Here is a 16,414-nt window from a genome sequence, read left to right on the forward strand (position 1 = left end):
GGTTCGCGGGGCAGTCCTCGGCCGCGGCTTCCACCGCCACGTGCACGCCACCCCGATCACCGACCGGGACGCTCGCACCGGCGAAACATCCGCCTCGCTGAGGATCACATAGGAAACCAGAGACGCTTCGCTGGACACGGTGCGGTAAAGGGTCGAAGGTCCTCGGGCAGCCGCAGGCCCACGGCGGCCTCAGCGGCGCGGATGTCCTCCTCCGAATGCCCGGCACCGAGGTCGGGCGTGCGCCCAGCGCTCCACCTGCACGTGGCCGTGCCCAGCAGCCGAGCGGTGACCTCGCCGACCCGTTCAGGCTCGCCGCCGGCCCCGCCGCTCGCCAGCGCGGGACCGGGTCCTGTGGAGAACTTCGGCGTGGAAAACGCCCTGATCATGGCCGAATCTGCTAGCCCCCTGGGAGCTGCGGTTGTCGCCAGGCCCGCCGACCGTGTCCCACGAGCGAATAGCACACGAACCGCCAGAGGGTCCGTTCGCGGCCTGCCGCCGACGTCACGGTGGGGGAGTAGCCGCCCGTCGCCAGTCCGCGCAGGTCGACGATCCCGTGGTGGGGCTGGCTGAGCTTGGGGCGTAGGTGGTCTGGGGCGTCGCGGGCGGCGACGTGATCAGCGTCCTCCCTCGCTGGCTGGTCGTACGCCACCGGTGGCGCGAGCCGCGGGCGGATTCGTTGTCGCGGATCTCCGCCCGAGACGGCCTCCTTTGTACCCACGATGACGTGGGGGGCGAATGATGAGACGCGTTCACGGCCGGCGCAGGCGGGGCTGGAGGTGACTCCCGCCCGCCCGCGGGCAAGCGCGGCGGCGGCACCGGTGCTGCGTCGGCCGGTCGCGCCGATGCTCGCGGCGCCGGTCGACGCGGTGCCCGAGGGCCCCAGCTTGGTGCACGAGCCGAAGTGGGACGGGTGGCGGGCGATCGCCTTCCGCGACACCGACGGGGTGTACCTCCAATCGCGGGCCGGCCGGAACCTGACCACCTACTTCCCGGACATCACCCGCGCGATCCGGACGGCCATCCCGCCAGGCGTGGTCCTCGACGGTGAGCTGATCGTCTGGGAGCGCGGCCGAACCAACTTCGCGCAGCTGCAGCGACGAGTCACCGCCGGCAGCGCCCTGCTGCGCCTGGCACGCCAGTGCCCCGCCCACTACGTGCTGTTCGACCTCCTCGCGGACGCCGGCGGACAGGTGATCCTGGACCTGCCGCTGTCGCAGCGCCGGGCCCGGCTGGAACAGCTGCTCGCCGACGCGCCGGCGCAGCTCACCCTGACCCCGCAGACGGCCGACATGCGGCAGGTGTCGGACTGGTTGCTGCACTGGACCGTCGCGGCGGGCATCGAGGGCGTGGTGAGCAAACGCTTGGGCAGCCGGTACGAGCCCGGCCGGCGAGGCTGGTCGAAGTTCCGGACCCGGATCGTCACGGACGCCATCGTCGGTGGGGTGACCGGCAGCATCAGCCGTCCGGAAACCGTGCTGCTCGGCCGATTCGACCGGCGGGGACGGCTGCGATACACCGGCCGCACCCACCCCCTGACCACCAACCAGGCCGTGGAGCTGGCCGCGCTGCTCGCGCCGCCGCGGATGCCGCGCCCCGGCGCCGTAGCCCACCCATGGCCGGAACCCCTGCCCCCGTCCTGGTCCAGCCAACTGGACCAGCCCGAACCGCTGCGGTACGTACAGGTGGAGCCAACCACAGTGGCGGAAATCGACGCCGACGTGGCGTTCGAGCACCAGCGGTGGCGGCACCGCGTACGGTACGCGAAGGCCCGGCTGGACATGTCGGTCTACGACGTGCCGCTGCTCCTCGGCGAGGGCGAAGACCCGTTCGGAACGCCGAGCGGCTGACGGCGCGGGGGCGACGGCCGAGGAGCTCAGGAACGTGAAGAGCTCATCCGATGCGGCTGGACCCCCAGCCCCGGCACCTCGATCAGCCGGGTGGGTTTCTCCTCGATCACTCGCAGGTGTCCCGGCCGAAACGCGCGACGATTCGCTCGGCGAACACCGGCCCGATCCCCTTCACCAGTCCGGAGCCGAGGTATCGCCGGATGCGGATCGTGGCCGGCAGCATCGTCGTGTAGGAGTCTGCCGCAGACTGCCGGCCATAGCGCGGGTGTGACGACCAGCGCCCGTGCAGCCGTAGTGCCTCGCCCGGCTGCGCCCCGAGTAGCGCACCGACCACGGTCAACAGGTCAGTGCCGCGGCCGGTGGCGAGGCGGGCGACGGTGTAGCCCGCTTCCTCGTTAACGTCGGCCAGGCGCTCCAGCACCGCCTCAAGGCTGGACAGCGGCGCACGGGCGACAGCGGTCACGCCAGAAATCGTGCCGCCCCGCTCAACGGCTACGCCACCCGGCACGATGCCCGCCGCAGCCACGCATGGCGGCGACGAGGTTGAGGCATGCCAGCGTCAGTCGGCGCGGATGGTCGTGCCGATGGGTAGCTCGGCGTCGCGGAACGCTGGAGTCAGCAGGCTTGCGCTGGGGTTGGTCGCCGCCTCCGAACCAGCGGCCAGCAGGCGACAGCAAGCGGACGATGAGCCGATCCTTGAGCCGGCAGCACGTGAGCTGGCGATCCAGGCGCTGGCGACGCGGCGCTGTAACGGCGAATGACGGATCGGCGCTGGTCTACAAGAGACGGGATGGATGGCCATCCCTTTGGCCGGGCGGGACGGCGGCCCCCACCTCCCTGCGGTCCTGTCCGGCCTCGCCATGTCCTGCCCGTACAGCGACCCCCGACGCTGCCGGAGGCCCCATGATCGCCGATTCGACCCCCCGCTCCCCACCACCGCGTTGGCCAATCAACACCAGCCGGCCGGCACCTGCCTGGTGGAACCAGCCAACCCGTCCCCTGCCTCAGATACAGCAGCACCCGCGCGAGTGGTGGCCATATGCCGCGTTCGGCGGCACCACCGTGATGATCGTTTGCCTCGCCGCAATCGTGGTCATGCTGGGCCGATGACCGGCAGCCGCTGGCACACCAGCACCCGGCGCCTTGACATCCGGCGCTACCCGTGTGTGCTGGATTCCTACCCGCCCCGCACTGCCGCCCTGCTTACCGCCGGACTCAGCGGAGGCAAGCCGGTCGCTAAGCCAGGGATCGGACGTAACGCCGACAGGACCACCGGCGCACATGACTCCGTGGGCGGCAGTGGTGCGCGGCCGACCACAGCCGCCCTGGACGCCCCCGACCCCCGCGTCACGCCCGGCCGTGGCTCACCCGCCAAGAGTCGGACCGGCTACTCGTCCTCCGGGAAAAAGTCGTTGACGTACCTCGTGCCACCTATGTGCTCATGCTGGCGCTCCGCGCTTGCGGCGAAGCCGCGGCGTCATCGATGCGCGCGACCACTAGGCCGATATTCACGGACGGGCCCTCACCTATGGCCACCCCTCAGGCAAGCCATCAACGCGGCACCGGGGATCGGTCTCGCAACGCGGTGCACACCCTGGCTGCGGCCCACGGCCACCATTGTGGGCCCCCACCCCACGTGGCAGAGGTGCCGGGCTCGTCGGGACGCCATACCTAAAAGTGGCCTGTCGCTGTCCGGTCCGCGCCTAGTCCGTGAGGCCACCCACTTGCGCAGAGCCGTCCGCGCGTTCGCCAAGAACAACTTGCTCGTCGCCGCCTGGAACCTCCCACCGCTCAACGTCCGCGAGATCCGAGCACCGGACATCCCGCCACCACTTGCCCGAGCCTCAGAACCGACTCTGATCGACCTACTCGGGCTCTCGCACGCCGAACCCACGCAATGTCCGACGATCAGTCATCGCGCACCGATGCGTCATGGCGCCAGCCAAGATCCGCTAATCTGCGGCGATGTCATTCGAGGCAGGACAAGTCATCACCCGTCGATACCTACGCGGGCAATGGTGCACCTGGGCACAGCCGATGCGAGTGATCAGCGACGACGAGACCGGGCTGCTGCTCTGGCAGCCCGCCGGCAGTGACCTCGCCAAGCTCATCGACGCCGACGGCAACACCCCACACGAGGTCACCCCTGACCGGATGCGCGATCCGAAGCTAACCATCGGCGCCTGGCAGGGCGACGACGTCCTGCTCCTCATGCCACCGAAGGCCACATACTCCGTGTGGTGGTTCTTCCAGGAGGGCATCTTCACCGGTTGGTACGTCAACCTCGAAGAGCCCTACGTCCGGCGGCATGACGGCGTGGAGACCAAGGATCTCGTTCTCGACATCGTCGTCACCCCAGAACGCCAGTGGGAATGGAAAGACAGCGACGAGTTCGACGGCCGCATCGGCGAGCCCCTCTACTTCGACAGCGCTGCCGCCGCGGCGATCCGGGCTGAAGGCGAACGACTCATCAAGCTGATCGAGGCCGCTGACTTCCCATTCGACGGCACCCACACCGACTTCCGCCCGGAGCCCGGCTGGCCGCTGCTGCGGCTCACCGACAACATGAAGCTCTCGCTTCGTCGACCTGGATGACAGGCCGACGTTCCACCACCCCGGCAACCATCGCCACTGACGTCCGCCCGGCAAAAAGTGGCCAGAATGACGCGGACAGGTCAACCGCGACTGTCCGCGTCAGGTGCGCGCCGGGTGCCGGCAGCCGGGCCATCGCGGCCAGCAGCAGCGGTACATTCTTCTGCGGATGCAGCCGCCCGAGGAACACGACCCGGGGCCGGGGGAGCCCCGCCAACGGGTCCGCCACCGGGGGACCGGCGAACAACTCTTCCCGGATGCCGGACGGGACCACACTCAACCGGGCAGCCGGCACCCCGTCGGCGGTCAACACCCGGGCCAGCCGCGGCGTCAGGGCGATGACCTGGTCCGCCCGGCGCTCGCCCAACCGCTCCCACCACCCCCCGAGCGCATGCAGGTACGCCGACCGTGGGCCGGTGACGGCCATGGTGTGCCGAGGGCTGGTGTGCACGGTCAGCACGAGCGGCAACCCGTGTCGCCGGACCACGGCCAGGGCAAGAGGCACCACCGCCAGGTCCTCACCGAGGTGCGCGTGCACCAGGTCGGCCCGCGCGGCCAGCCGGTTCAGGACGTGCGCGGCGGGCAGCGCGTAACACTGCCGCAGGCGCCGGGTCGGGACCCCGAGGCGGAGCACCACGGCGGCCCGTCCGAAGCGGTCCACCCGCGGGGCTCCCGGGCGCCAGGCCGTCACGACCCGCTGTGCCACGCCGAGCGCGTCGAGGGCGCGGCTCAGTTCCCCCGTGTGGGTCTGCATCCCCCCGATCGCGTCGAACCGGGCGGCACGGGGGTCGGGCCGCCCCGACGGCATCTCGAACGTCGAGCAGAGCCGCAGCACCCGCAGCGCGTGCCCGCGCGGCCGGTTGGGAGGGATCACCGGTCGAGATTCTCACGAATCCGGGTCATCGTCCTCGGCTATGGGATCGGGGGTACGACGCCGGCCGTGTGGATCGCGCCCGCGGAGCGGACAGCTCGCGAGCCGGTCCAGACGCCCGCATGTCACGTGCTCCACGACGAGCGGGAAGACCTTCCGCAGCGGTGTGTGACCGTCCGGCCCGGGTACCACTGGGGTTCGCGAGCAGCAGGTGGAGGAGCGATGAGCGACGGGACCGGTCAACCGCGTCACGACGGGCGGAGAATCAGCCCGACCGAGCGGCTGGCGGAGGACGTGGCGGACGTCGTCCGGGAGGAGGTCCGGGCCGTCCGCAGTCAGGTGACCGAGGCCGCCCGCCCGGCCGGGCTGGGCATCGCCCTGCTGGCCGCCGCGGGGGGCTGCCTGGTGCTCGGCGCGGGGGCGGCGTCGACCACCGTGCTGCGCATGCTGGAGACGATTCTGCCGCGCCGGCTGGCCGCCGCGGGTCTCACCGCCGGATACCTGGTCACGGCCGTGGTGCTGGGGCGGATGGGGCTGGCGCAGTTGCGCGCGGCGGGTGGCACCTCCGCGCAATTCGCGGACGAGGTGCGGGACATGGTCTCCGCCACCGCCGGCCGGGTGGTGTCCACCGGCGCCGACGCGGCCCGCGACGAAACTCAACAGGTAGCCGGCAGCAGGGTCGGGAGGACGTCATGCCGGACAAGCACGAGCAGGCCGAGGAGATGCGTGACGACGTGCCGTCGACCATCTCGCGCTCGGACGACAAGGCGGTCCGCACCTACAAGAAGACCCTGGAGTCGGCCGAGGAGACTTACGGCGACGGGGAGCGCGCGCACCGCACGGCGTACGCGTCGTTGAAGCACACCCACGAGAAGGTCGGCGACCATTGGGAGCCCAAGGAACACAAAGGCCCCTCGGACCCGCAGGCGGCACAGGGCACCCCGGCATCTCGGGACCGGGAGCGCCCCACCGCTCAGGGGGTGGACGCCAACGCGAGCAAGGGGCACCTGGACGACGTGGCGCGAAAGGTCGGCATCGATGACCCGCAGAAGCTGAACAAGGACGACCTGGTCGAGGCCATCGAGAAGGCCAACGCCCGCGCCACCGCCCGCGCCCGTCGGAAGTGAGCAGTTGATGCCCTCGTACGTCACCGTGCGAACCGTGGGCGCAGCGATGCGGTCCTCGCCTTCGGGCAGATCGTGCGCACCATGGTCGCTCGCGACGACATCGACACCGTGGCGTTCACGCGTCGCGGGCAGCCGCTGGGCGTTCCGCGAGCGGACGGTTCCCTCTCGGAGCAGCCCCTCACCGCGGCCGAATTTACCGCTCTCACCGTCCCCGGGTGACAGGACGGACCGGCGAGCGGCCCGGGTATAGGAGCGATGTGAAGGTCATCTGGCGTACGGCAGCGAGGTGCTGGCGTAGTTCGCGAGATCGCTGATCCAGTACCTCCGACCGGCCTGCGACGGTTGCTGTTCCGCGCCCCGATCTGGCTCTACCGGATCCACCCCGCCTCGCGCGGCGCCTGATGCGGTTCTGCGGGTACGAGGTCGACGGCTCCGGCCAGGAGTCCTTCACCGTCGGCCGCGATCACGTCCCCATCGTCGAGGTCACCGTTGCGCCCACGCCCTGGTCTGCCGGCGTGCCGGGCATCGGCTCACTCTCCTTCCCTCAGAAAGAGAGCTACCGCCACCGTGGCGGACATGCGGAAGATTCGTACTCATCCACAGAAAGCGGCTACGCTTCCGGGGGGTGACCGACCGAGCACCAGGATCTGACGAAGCGCTCGCGGCATCGGCAGGGGCGCGACGCGGACGACGCTCGTCTCAACGGCCTCGCCCGCCGCCTCGACAAGCCGATGGGTGTCCTCGGCATCCTGTTCCTGCTGGTGTTGCTCGGCCAGGCGCTGGCGCACTACCAGCCGCTCGCCACGGTGCTCACAGTCGCGAGTTGGGTGCTGTGGGCGGTGTTCATCGCCGAGTTCGCGCTACGCGCCTGGCTCGCCCGCCACACGGCGCGGGAGTTCTGGAGACGTAACTGGTGGCAGCTGATCTTCCTGGCCGTACCGTTCCTGCGGTTCGCCCGCGCCGCCACCGCGCTGCGCGCCGCCCGCGGCGCCGGCGTGGTCGCCGCCGCGGTCCGCGGCTCCCGATCCGCAGGCCGGTTGCTCACCGACCGGCTGGCATGGCTGGCCGTGGTCACCCTGTCGTTGATCCTCGCCGCCGGGAAACTGCTGGTGCTGACCGCTCCTACCGCATGTACGGCAAGGCCCTGCACGACGTCACCCTGACCACCATCAGCGGCGAACCGCTCACCGCCACCGACACATTCGCGCAGGTCCTGGAGCTGGTACTGGCCGCATATTCCGCCGTGGTGTTCGCCACCCTCGCTGGCGCCCTCGGCGCCTTCTTCCTCAGCCGACAACGTGCGGACAACTCACAAGACACGTCCGACAGCTGACAGTTACGCGAGGCTTCCGAATCCGTCCGCTCTGATCCTCCTGGCCGGGCCGGCGCGTTCCGTCTTTCCGACCACGGCAGCCGGCACCGGAGATTCGACCGCACGGCGACGTTACCGGATCGAGCTGTCCCCGGCGCTCGGCGGGGCCACCTCGAGAGGGTTCATCGGTTTCCGAATGCTTCGCTGACGTCGTTCGGCGAGTTGAAGCGGTTGGCTGGAAGACTTTCCAGGGTACGGACCGCCTCCTCGTCTGCCCCGTTGTCACGGGCGTGCTGCACCAGGGTTCGCTTGTCGACCGGATAGTCGACGCCGCCGAGGTACCTCTGCAGTCGGATCGGATTCGTCATGGTCCGACCCGTACCCGTTCCCGAGGTCGCCATGCCGACCACGACTGCCGGCCGGGCTTCCCGATCGCACCCTCTGGGACCAGCAGATGATCGCCAACGCGACCCGTCTGATCGCCAAAGCCGCCGCGTTCAAGAGACCGGGCCCGTACCAGCTGCAGGCCGCGATCGTGGCCGTGCACGCCGAGGCACGCCGGTGGGCCGACACCGACGGGGAACAGATCCTGCTGCTGTACACCATGCACGACGGCCTGGCGCCGTCACGGTCACCAAGCTGCACCGCGCTGTGGCGCTGCGTTATGTGGCTGGGCCGCAGGCGGCATTGTCCGCAGTCGACGAGCTCGCCGAGCCGCTGTCCGGCCATCACCTCTGGCACGCCACGAGGGCAGAACTGCTGCGCGATCTCGGCCGCGCCGACGACGCGCGTGCGGCGGACGCGCGGGCGCTGGAGCTGACCGCGAACCCGGCCGAGCAGTCGCTGCTGCGCCAGCGCATCAACTGGGCGTGACAGGTGCACCGCTGAGCCGTTCAGGTGGGCCCCTGTGCAGGGCGCGTTCGAGACGACCGATCAGCATGTCTCGTTCGGCCGGGATGGCCCAGCGCAGCAGCAGGAGCGTACGCGCGTGGTCGGCCTCGGCCACGCCGCGCGTCGCGGCACCCCAGTCGATGACTGTGGTCCGATCCTGGGCGTGCAGCACGTTGCCTGGGTGGTAGTCGCCGTGGCACAGACGATCGCCGTCCGGCAGGCCGTCGAGCAGCCGAGTCGCGAAGTCGAGCAGATGCTGCGGCAGCGCGGCGTCGCGGACCCGTGCGGCCAGGACCTCGCGCAGGTCGGCAAGCTCGGCAGGCGCCTGGACGCCGTGGACGGCAAGATGTGCCTCAGCCAGCGAACGGGCGACGGCGTAGACGTGCCACGGCCGCCGTCGCAGATGCGTCAGCATGTCCGGTCCGGCCAGGCGCTCCACCACCAACCCGGTGCGGCCGTCGCAGTCCACGACTTCGACCAGCTTCGGTGCGACGCCATGACCGTCCAGCGATCGAAGGGCCGTCGTCTCGTTGCGGTGGCCGCCGAAGCCGGGACGGTAGAGCTTGAGCACCGCGGCATCGCCGTACCCGTACACGTCGGCCTCGCGGCCCGCACCGAGCTGCGGTCCGAGCGCTCTCGCGTCTCCCGTGTGCGGGAGGCTCATGCGTCTGCCGCGCGTGTGGCCGGCTTGCGGGCGAGGATGCGCTCGACGGTGCCGGCCTTGAGCCGTTCGGTCTCGGCGATCTGGAATCCGGCGGCTTGGACCAGGGGCAGTTGGCGGCGGGTGAAGTGCTCCCCGGCCGCACGGATCGTGATTCGTTCGAGCAGCCACTGAGCGGCCCGGATCGGCGGCCAGCTGCTGGCGATGTGGTCCACCAGCAGCAGCGTGCCGCCCGGTGCGAGGACCCGGTACATCTCGGCGATTGCAATAGCGGGGTCGGGGATGGTGCACAGCGACAACGCACACACCACTGTGTCGAACGAGGCGTCATCGAAGGGCAACTGCTCGGCGTCACCTTCGCGCAGCTCCACCGCACGGCCGAGGTCGGCGGCACGTTCGCGGGCGATGGCCAGCATCGCCGGGCTGAGCTCGATACCGGTAACCGACGTGCCGGACCGGTAGTGGGCCAGGTTGCGGCCGGTGCCGATCGCGACCTCGAGAACGCGGTCGTGAGCCCGCTGGCCGAGCCACTGGCGCCCACCGGCGAACCAGATCTTCTCGAAGAGGGCTATCTGCTTGTCATAGGTGGGTGCGGTCTTGTCCCACACCCGCTTCTGCCGGGCGGTCGGGGTTTCATCCGCCGGTGGTTGTGCCGAGCTGGTCATGATTTTCCTTCCATGCGTGCGGGGTGGGGAAGGGAGCAGTCGACGTCGGAGGCGACGGCCGCGCCGATGACATCCGGCACAGCCGCTTGACGCCCCAGGTGGCGCAGTGGGTGGAGATGAACCGGAAGCGGCTGGTCACCGATCCATCTCCTTCGCGGAATAGGCGGCTGCCTTACACAGGATCTCCTTTTCCTGCCGCAGCTCAGCGACCTCACGGCGCAACCGGGCGATCTCGTCGTCCTTGTCCGCCACCGACAACCCGTCCCCAGCAGAACCCGCCGGACCCGCCGCGCTGCCGAATTCTGCCGCGCGGACCTAGTTCCGCAGCGTCTGGTAACTCATCCCGAGCTCACGCGCCACCTGGTTGATCGGCCGCTGCGACGAGCGGACCAGGTCGACCGCGTCACGCCGGAACTCTTCCGTGTACTTCGATGGACGCTCCAACGGGGACCCCCTTCCTCTGGACCAGCGTCCAGTCTCAGGGTGTCCACATCTCAGGGGGAAGGCTACCCACGTCGTTGCGGGAGTTCCGGCTGTTCTTCCCTGCCGGGTCGGCTTTGTCATGGCCCGGGTGGTCGCTGACCTCGAGCGTTGATTCCAGGATCCGCCTTGTGAGCTCCTGCGCCAGCCCGCCATCGCCGGTCAGCCGCAACCCGGCCGCCCGGGCCTGCTCTACTGGGTGGGCGACCGGGTCTGCGTCGAAGGTGTGCGGGTTGAGTCGAAGCAAAACTTGATTCATTCCAAAAGAGTGGACTATGTTCATCACATGACGTCCGACTTCGAGACTCAGCTGCGGGCGGTCTCGTTGCGCGTGACCCGGCCCCGGTTGGCGGTGCTCGCAGCGCTGCGCGATCATCCGCACATCGACACCGACAGGGTGATCGCCCTGGTACGGGCGGATCAGCCCACGGTCTCCCACCAGGCGGTGTACGACGTGCTGCGTGCGCTCACCGACGCTGGTCTGGTGCGGCGCATCCAGCCTGCCGGTGCGACCGCCCGGTACGAGTCCCGGGTGGGGGACAACCACCACCATGTCGTGTGCCGCTCCTGCGGCGCGATCGCCGACGTCGACTGCGCTGTCGGCCATGCTCCCTGTCTCACCGCCTCGGACGACCACGGCTTCGTGGTCGACGAGGCGGAGGTCGTCTACTGGGGCACCTGCCCCGACTGTGCGACCGAACGTACCTCCCCACTGATCCGCCAGTTCGGAAGGAAGTAGATGAGCGACATCCAGGACAACGCCCCCTCCAGCGCCCAAGGCGTGGACAAGAAGGAGGCGGCCGGCTGCCCGATCGCGCACGACTCCGTGACCGCGCACGGCAGCGAGAGCGAGAACCCGGCGATCGACTCGCCGACCCCGAAGACCGGAGGTCGTCCGCGCACCAACCGGGACTGGTGGCCCAACCAGCTCGACCTCTCGGTGCTGCACGCCCATTCGTCCAAGGGCAACCCGCTGGGGGAGAGCTCCAGCTACGCCAAGGAGTTCGCCAAGCTCGACGCCGAGGCCCTCAAGCAGGACATCATCAAGGTCCTCACCACCTCGCAGGACTGGTGGCCGGCCGACTTCGGCCACTACGGCGGCCTGATGATCCGGATGAGCTGGCACGCCGCGGGCACCTACCGCATCCACGACGGTCGCGGCGGCGCCGGCGACGGTGGTCAGCGGTTCGCCCCGCTCAACAGCTGGCCGGACAACGCCAACCTCGACAAGGCCCGCCGGCTGCTGTGGCCGGTCAAGCAGAAGTACGGCCAGAAGATCTCGTGGGCCGACCTGCTCGTGCTCGCCGGCAACGTGGCCCTGGAGTCGATGGGCTTCAAGACCTTCGGCTTCGGCTTCGGCCGGGAGGACGTCTGGGAGCCCGAGGAGATCTTCTGGGGTCCGGAGGACACCTGGCTCGGCGACGAGCGCTACGCCTCCGAGAAGGAGATGGTGGCCGGCGTCGGGGCGACCGAGATGGGTCTCATCTACGTCAACCCGGAAGGCCCCCGCGGCAACGCGGACCCGGCCGCGGCGGCGCACTTCATCCGCGAGACCTTCGCCCGGATGGCGATGAACGACGAGGAGACCGTCGCCCTCATCGCCGGTGGCCACACCTTCGGCAAGACCCACGGCGCCGGCGTCGCCGACGACCACGTGGGCCCCGAGCCCGAGGCCGCTCCGCTGGAGGCGCAGGGCCTGGGCTGGCTGAGCACCTACGGCAGCGGCAAGGGTGGGGACACGATCACCAGCGGTCTCGAGGTGACGTGGACCGACCGGCCGACGCAGTGGAGCAACCGTTTCTTCGAGATCCTCTTCGCCTACGAGTGGGAGCTCACCACGAGCCCCGGCGGCGCGAAGCAGTGGGTCGCCAAGGATGCCGAGGCGATCATCCCGGACGCCCACGACCCGTCGAAGAAGCACAAGCCGACGATGCTCACGACCGACCTGGCGCTGCGCGTCGACCCGACGTACGAGAAGATCTCGCGCCGCTTCCTGGAGAACCCCGACGAGTTCGCGCTGGCGTTCGCCAAGGCCTGGTACAAGCTGCTGCACCGCGACATGGGTCCGGTCAGCCGCTTCCTCGGGCCGTGGGTTCCGGAGCCCCAGCTGTGGCAGGACCCGGTGCCGGCCGTCGACCACGAGCTCGTGGGTGACGCCGACGTCGCCGCCCTCAAGGCGAAGGTCCTGGAGTCCGGCCTCACGACCGCCCAGCTGGTCTCCACCGCCTGGGCCTCCGCCGCCAGCTTCCGGTCCACCGACAAGCGCGGCGGCGCCAACGGCGCGCGGATCCGTCTCGAGCCGCAGCGCAGCTGGGAGGTCAACCAGCCCGAGCAGCTCGCGACGGTCCTGGAGACCCTCGAGGGCATCCAGCGGGAGTTCAACGAGGCCGGCGGCGCGAAGATCTCGCTCGCGGACCTGATCGTGCTGGCCGGCTCGGCCGCCGTCGAGAAGGCGGCGCGCGACGCCGGCGTCGAGGTGACCGTGCCGTTCCGCCCGGGCCGCACCGACGCCACTCAGGAGCAGACCGACGTGGAGTCCTTCCGGGTCCTCGAGCCGCGCGCCGACGGGTTCCGCAACTACCTGCGTCCCGGCGAGAAGACCCAGCCGGAGGTGCTGCTCGTCGACCGTGCCTACATGCTCAACCTGACCGCGCCCGAGATGACCGTCCTCATCGGCGGCCTGCGCTCCCTCGAGGCAAACGTCGGCGGCACGCAGCACGGCGTCCTCACCGACCGGCCCGGCGTGCTCACCAACGACTTCTTCACCAATCTGCTCTCCCCGGGCACCCGGTGGAAGGCGTCGGAGTCCGACGAGCACGTATACGAGATCCGGGACCTGGCCACCGATGAGGTGAGGTGGACCGCCACCGCGGTCGACCTCATCTTCGGCTCCAACTCCCAGCTACGGGCCCTCGCGGAGGTCTACGCCAGCCAGGATGCCCGCGACAAGTTCGTGGCCGACTTCGTCGCAGCCTGGACCAAGGTCATGGAACTCGACCGGTTCGACCTCGCCTGACCCGGCTTCGAACGACGAGCCCCGGTCGATCCACCAGCGATCGACCGGGGCTCCCCCGCCATCGGATTCGGTCATCTGGGCCGAGCAGCACAGCTAGCCGGGCCCCAGTTGTAGTTGGCCACAAACGGCGATCATGGATTCGTGGTCGACGTCAGTCGAGCGTTCCTCTCAGACCTGACCGATGCCCAGTGGGCGTTGATCGAGCTGCTGCTGCCAGCGCCGAACACTGGTGGACGGCCCGAGAAGCATCCGCGACGCGACATCGTCGACGCGATCCTGTACGTGGTGCCCACCGGCTGCGCATGGCGGCAGTTGCCCTTCGACTTCCCGCCCTGGCAGACGGTCTACTGGAACTTCACGTGCTGGCCTGATTACCTCATCCCCGCGGTCAGTCCGCAGCTTCGGCGGAGGCTGCGCCCCGGCCGAATCCACATGAAGCGCGCACCGGCCAACGAGGCCAGCTGCCGCACCCGGCGGCGGGCGCTGCGCCGGCGGTCGCGAAACTGAGTCCGGGTGGCGCCCCACAAGACCCCCGCCGTGCGGGCCTGGCTCGCCCGCCATCCACGCTTCCACATGCACTTCACCCCGACCGGTTCCTCCTGGATCAACCAGGTCGAACGCTGGTTCGGCTACCTCACCGAGCAGAAGATCCGCCGCGGCGCCCACAAGAGCGTTCACAGCCTGGTGTGCTGCCCCTGTCAGCACAGTGGACGGAGCTGTTTCGATTGAGTACATTGACGTACTATTATCAGTTAATAAGGTTTCCTAATACGTCGCGGCGGTAATCGGGCCAGTCCGACGCGGACCAGAGCACGGGACGCGCCCCATCCCCATCCGAGGAGAGCCAATGCTTCGCAAGCGGACAGTCGCCTACCTCTCAGCGGCTCTGCTGATGTCCGCCGTGGCGGTCGGGTACGGCCTGCCTTGGGCCAGCGCCGCGGCGGCCGGGCCGATCACCGGCCTCGGCGAAAAGTGCGTCGACGTGGCCGGCGCCAACCCGGCCAACGGCACGCCGGTCCAGCTCTGGGACTGCAACGGCACCGCGGCCCAGGCATGGACGGTCGGCAACGCCGACGGCTCGGTCCGCGCCCTCGGCAAGTGCCTGGACGTCACCGCCGCGTCGACCGCCGACGGCGCGAAGGTGCAGCTGTACGACTGCAACGGCACCGGCGCCCAGAAGTGGGCCGCCAGCAACGGCGCGCTGGTCAACACCGGCTCGGGCAAGTGCCTCGACGCCACGGGCGGGAGCACGGCCAACGGCACCCGCTTGCAGATCTGGAGCTGCTCCGGCAACGCCAACCAGCGCTGGATCCTGCCCGGTGGCGCCACGCCCAGCCCGTCCGCGCCGGCCGGCGCCCCCCTCGACGACCCGGCGAAGAAGGACATCGCCATGCAGCTCGTCTCGGCGGCGGAGAACTCCTCGCTCGACTGGAGTGCGCAGTTCTCCTACATCGAGGACATCGGCGACGGGCGTGGCTACACCGCTGGCATCATCGGCTTCTGCTCCGGCACGGGCGACATGCTCGAACTGGTGCAGGCTTACACGACGACCAAGCCGGGCAACGTGTTGGCGGGGTACCTGCCGGCGCTGCGCGCCGTCAACGGCAGTGACTCGCACGCCGGCCTCGACCCGTACTTCCCCCGCGACTGGCGGACCGCCGCCGCCGACCCGGTGTTCCGGGCCGCCCAGGAGGCCGAGCGGGACCGGGTGTACTTCAACCCTTCTGTACGCGACGGCAAGGCCGACGGGGTACGGGCACTGGGTCAGTTCGCCTACTACGACGCGGCGGTGATGCACGGCTACGAGGGCATGCGGGGGATCCGCAGCCGCGCCCTCGCCCGGGCAAAGCCGCCGGCTCAGGGTGGCGACGAGCGGACCTGGCTGCACGCCTTTCTCGACGAACGGGTCGCCGAGATGAGGAAGGAGGCGGCCCACTCGGACACCTCCCGCGTCGACACCGCCCAGCGGGTCTTCCTCAACAATGGCAACTTCGACCTGAACACGCCGCTGGTTTTCGCCGTGTACGGCGACCAGTACCGCATCGGCTGACGCCCCGCCCCTCGGGTCGGGAGTCCCACCGGGTCCTACTTGGTTACACGCCCAAGCGGTGATTGTGTGCGCGAAACGTCGGTGGGAGCGGGTTGGCTCCACCGACAGGCGGTACATCCCGAGATCTGAGTTCTCACCGCGCCTGCTCGGTCACACCCACACTGCTTCGCGCCGCCCGTCGGAGGCTCCTCGTGCCTCAGCTCGCCTTCGCCAATAGCTTCTGGGAGAGCTACGACGTCCTGGAGAAGCCGATCAAGGCCGGCATTCGTAAGGCGATGGCGAAGGTCCAGCAGCTCACCATGGACAAACGTTTCCTTGACTGTCAGCCCCAGTAGGGTCGCCGCTGTCAGCGACAGGCCCGGAGGTTCTCCGGGCCTGTCGCTGTTTTCGCCAGTCACGCATTTCGCGGCTGGGGGCCGGTCACAGGGTGACGACGGCGTCCTCGGCCAGGGTGAACAGGCCGGCGTCGAAGGTGATCGTCTTCAGCTTCGTGCCCTTGGGCACATCGAAGTAGACGTTCGCCTTCACCGAGTTGCCCGGGTTGATCTCGTCGAGGAAGCCCTTGGCGTCATCGTTGCCGTAGATGGCGGCCTCTCCGTCGACGTCGTACTCCCGGCCGGAGGCGTCCTGTGCGGTGATGGTGCCGTCGGCGTGGAACAGCTTCGCGCTCTTGGTGACGTTCTTGGCGGTCACGCCGACCCGGCAGAACGTGCCCTGCGCCTTGTGGTTGAAGTAGCTGCTGCCGACCTGGGAGATCCCGCACTTCACGCTGTTGACGGTGAACTCGAAGTCGCCGCCGCGCACCTTGTCGCCGATGCCGAAGGTCTTCGGCTTTGCCGGCGCCGGGGCGGCGGCGACTTCGAGTTCACCGTCAACAGCGTGAAGTGCGGGATCTCCCAGGT

The 16,414-nt window shown here is 69.5% G+C and carries 18 protein-coding genes and 4 pseudogenes; 14 read left to right on the plus strand and 8 right to left on the minus strand.

What is annotated here, in order from left to right; translation table 11 throughout:
• Nucleotides 1-818 precede the first annotated feature (818 nt).
• Nucleotides 819-1,847 carry an ATP-dependent DNA ligase gene (locus DKT69_RS34380; protein WP_236648527.1) on the plus strand — a complete coding sequence of 343 codons (1,029 nt, stop codon included), beginning with the start codon at nucleotides 819-821 and terminating at the stop codon, nucleotides 1,845-1,847.
• A gap of 62 nt (nucleotides 1,848-1,909) precedes the next feature.
• On the opposite strand, the pseudogene DKT69_RS34385 reads toward DKT69_RS34380, so the two are convergent.
• Nucleotides 1,910-2,319, minus strand: a pseudogene (locus DKT69_RS34385) (YrrC family ATP-dependent DNA helicase); the annotation flags it as partial.
• A 1,565-nt stretch (nucleotides 2,320-3,884) separates the two neighbouring features.
• Between DKT69_RS34385 and DKT69_RS34390 the strand changes: the two are divergent.
• The gene (locus DKT69_RS34390; RefSeq protein WP_236648528.1) at nucleotides 3,885-4,442 is read left to right on the plus strand and encodes a ribonuclease FAU-1 family protein; all 558 of its coding nucleotides are present in this window, start codon (nucleotides 3,885-3,887) and stop codon (nucleotides 4,440-4,442) included.
• Here the strand turns inward: DKT69_RS34390 and DKT69_RS34395 are convergent.
• Complete coding sequence (locus DKT69_RS34395; protein ID WP_109805561.1) at nucleotides 4,402-5,313, minus strand: glycosyltransferase family 4 protein; 912 nt, start codon at nucleotides 5,311-5,313, stop codon at nucleotides 4,402-4,404. The genes DKT69_RS34390 and DKT69_RS34395 overlap by 41 nt on opposite strands.
• 219 nt (nucleotides 5,314-5,532) lie before the next feature.
• On the opposite strand from DKT69_RS34395, the gene DKT69_RS41300 reads away from it, so the two are divergent.
• The 5 genes and pseudogenes from DKT69_RS41300 to DKT69_RS34420 all read left to right on the plus strand — a co-directional run bounded on the left by DKT69_RS41300 (nucleotide 5,533) and on the right by DKT69_RS34420 (nucleotide 7,770).
• A complete protein-coding gene (locus DKT69_RS41300; protein WP_109805562.1) occupies nucleotides 5,533-6,168 on the plus strand; it encodes a phage holin family protein in 636 nt (211 codons plus the stop codon).
• Complete coding sequence (locus DKT69_RS34405) at nucleotides 6,057-6,437, plus strand: ChaB family protein (protein ID WP_368666296.1); 381 nt, start codon at nucleotides 6,057-6,059, stop codon at nucleotides 6,435-6,437. Before DKT69_RS41300 ends, DKT69_RS34405 begins: the two co-directional genes overlap by 112 nt.
• 36 nt (nucleotides 6,438-6,473) lie before the next feature.
• Nucleotides 6,474-6,656, plus strand: a pseudogene (locus DKT69_RS40400) (GerMN domain-containing protein); the annotation flags it as partial.
• A gap of 512 nt (nucleotides 6,657-7,168) precedes the next feature.
• Nucleotides 7,169-7,600 carry a hypothetical protein gene (locus DKT69_RS34415; protein ID WP_109805565.1) on the plus strand — a complete coding sequence of 144 codons (432 nt, stop codon included), beginning with the start codon at nucleotides 7,169-7,171 and terminating at the stop codon, nucleotides 7,598-7,600.
• Nucleotides 7,567-7,770 carry a hypothetical protein gene (locus DKT69_RS34420; RefSeq protein WP_109805566.1) on the plus strand — a complete coding sequence of 68 codons (204 nt, stop codon included), beginning with the start codon at nucleotides 7,567-7,569 and terminating at the stop codon, nucleotides 7,768-7,770. Before DKT69_RS34415 ends, DKT69_RS34420 begins: the two co-directional genes overlap by 34 nt.
• 161 nt (nucleotides 7,771-7,931) lie before the next feature.
• On the opposite strand, the gene DKT69_RS34425 is transcribed toward DKT69_RS34420, so the two are convergent.
• A complete protein-coding gene (locus DKT69_RS34425; protein ID WP_109805567.1) occupies nucleotides 7,932-8,117 on the minus strand; it encodes a DUF2795 domain-containing protein in 186 nt (61 codons plus the stop codon).
• Nucleotides 8,118-8,400: 283 nt separating this feature from the next.
• On the opposite strand from DKT69_RS34425, the gene DKT69_RS34430 reads away from it, so the two are divergent.
• The gene (locus tag DKT69_RS34430; protein ID WP_236648530.1) at nucleotides 8,401-8,622 is read left to right on the plus strand and encodes a hypothetical protein; all 222 of its coding nucleotides are present in this window, start codon (nucleotides 8,401-8,403) and stop codon (nucleotides 8,620-8,622) included.
• Here DKT69_RS34430 and DKT69_RS34435 read toward each other — a convergent pair.
• The 4 genes from DKT69_RS34435 to DKT69_RS41555 all read right to left on the minus strand — a co-directional run bounded on the left by DKT69_RS34435 (nucleotide 8,609) and on the right by DKT69_RS41555 (nucleotide 10,705).
• Nucleotides 8,609-9,304 carry a phosphotransferase family protein gene (locus DKT69_RS34435; RefSeq protein WP_109805568.1) on the minus strand — a complete coding sequence of 232 codons (696 nt, stop codon included), beginning with the start codon at nucleotides 9,302-9,304 and terminating at the stop codon, nucleotides 8,609-8,611. The genes DKT69_RS34430 and DKT69_RS34435 overlap by 14 nt on opposite strands.
• Nucleotides 9,301-9,966: a class I SAM-dependent methyltransferase gene (locus DKT69_RS34440; protein ID WP_109805569.1), complete on the minus strand. Its 666-nt coding sequence runs from the start codon at nucleotides 9,964-9,966 to the stop codon at nucleotides 9,301-9,303. The genes DKT69_RS34435 and DKT69_RS34440 overlap by 4 nt, the downstream gene beginning before the upstream one ends.
• Before the next feature lie 315 nt (nucleotides 9,967-10,281).
• Nucleotides 10,282-10,410, minus strand: a complete 129-nt coding sequence (locus tag DKT69_RS38710) for a transposase (protein WP_161558004.1) — start codon at nucleotides 10,408-10,410, stop codon at nucleotides 10,282-10,284.
• 34 nt (nucleotides 10,411-10,444) lie between these two features.
• Complete coding sequence (locus DKT69_RS41555) at nucleotides 10,445-10,705, minus strand: hypothetical protein (RefSeq protein WP_161558005.1); 261 nt, start codon at nucleotides 10,703-10,705, stop codon at nucleotides 10,445-10,447.
• Between the two features lie 27 nt (nucleotides 10,706-10,732).
• Here DKT69_RS41555 and DKT69_RS34450 point away from each other — a divergent pair, with 27 nt between their 5' ends.
• The 6 genes and pseudogenes from DKT69_RS34450 (at nucleotide 10,733) to DKT69_RS38720 (ending at nucleotide 15,847) form a co-directional block, all read left to right on the plus strand.
• Entirely contained in the window at nucleotides 10,733-11,185 is a 453-nt protein-coding gene (locus DKT69_RS34450; RefSeq protein ID WP_109805571.1) for a Fur family transcriptional regulator, read from the plus strand.
• Nucleotides 11,186-13,462, plus strand: coding sequence for a catalase/peroxidase HPI (gene katG / locus DKT69_RS34455; protein ID WP_109805572.1), 2,277 nt, complete (start codon nucleotides 11,186-11,188; stop codon nucleotides 13,460-13,462).
• A 114-nt stretch (nucleotides 13,463-13,576) separates the two neighbouring features.
• Nucleotides 13,577-13,810: pseudogene (locus DKT69_RS41560) on the plus strand (transposase); the annotation flags it as partial.
• A 168-nt stretch (nucleotides 13,811-13,978) separates the two neighbouring features.
• Nucleotides 13,979-14,146 (plus strand): annotated as a pseudogene (locus DKT69_RS34465) (transposase); the annotation flags it as partial.
• Nucleotides 14,147-14,309: 163 nt separating this feature from the next.
• Nucleotides 14,310-15,512: a chitosanase gene (locus DKT69_RS34470; RefSeq protein ID WP_109805573.1), complete on the plus strand. Its 1,203-nt coding sequence runs from the start codon at nucleotides 14,310-14,312 to the stop codon at nucleotides 15,510-15,512.
• Between the two features lie 191 nt (nucleotides 15,513-15,703).
• Complete coding sequence (locus DKT69_RS38720; protein ID WP_161558006.1) at nucleotides 15,704-15,847, plus strand: hypothetical protein; 144 nt, start codon at nucleotides 15,704-15,706, stop codon at nucleotides 15,845-15,847.
• A gap of 85 nt (nucleotides 15,848-15,932) precedes the next feature.
• Here DKT69_RS38720 and DKT69_RS34475 read toward each other — a convergent pair.
• On the minus strand, nucleotides 15,933-16,414 hold a 482-nt coding region (locus DKT69_RS34475; RefSeq protein ID WP_146231286.1), incomplete at its 5' end, for a DUF4352 domain-containing protein.

The organism is Micromonospora sicca, assembly GCF_003172935.1.
In the GTDB taxonomy this organism is placed as follows: domain Bacteria; phylum Actinomycetota; class Actinomycetes; order Mycobacteriales; family Micromonosporaceae; genus Micromonospora; species Micromonospora sicca.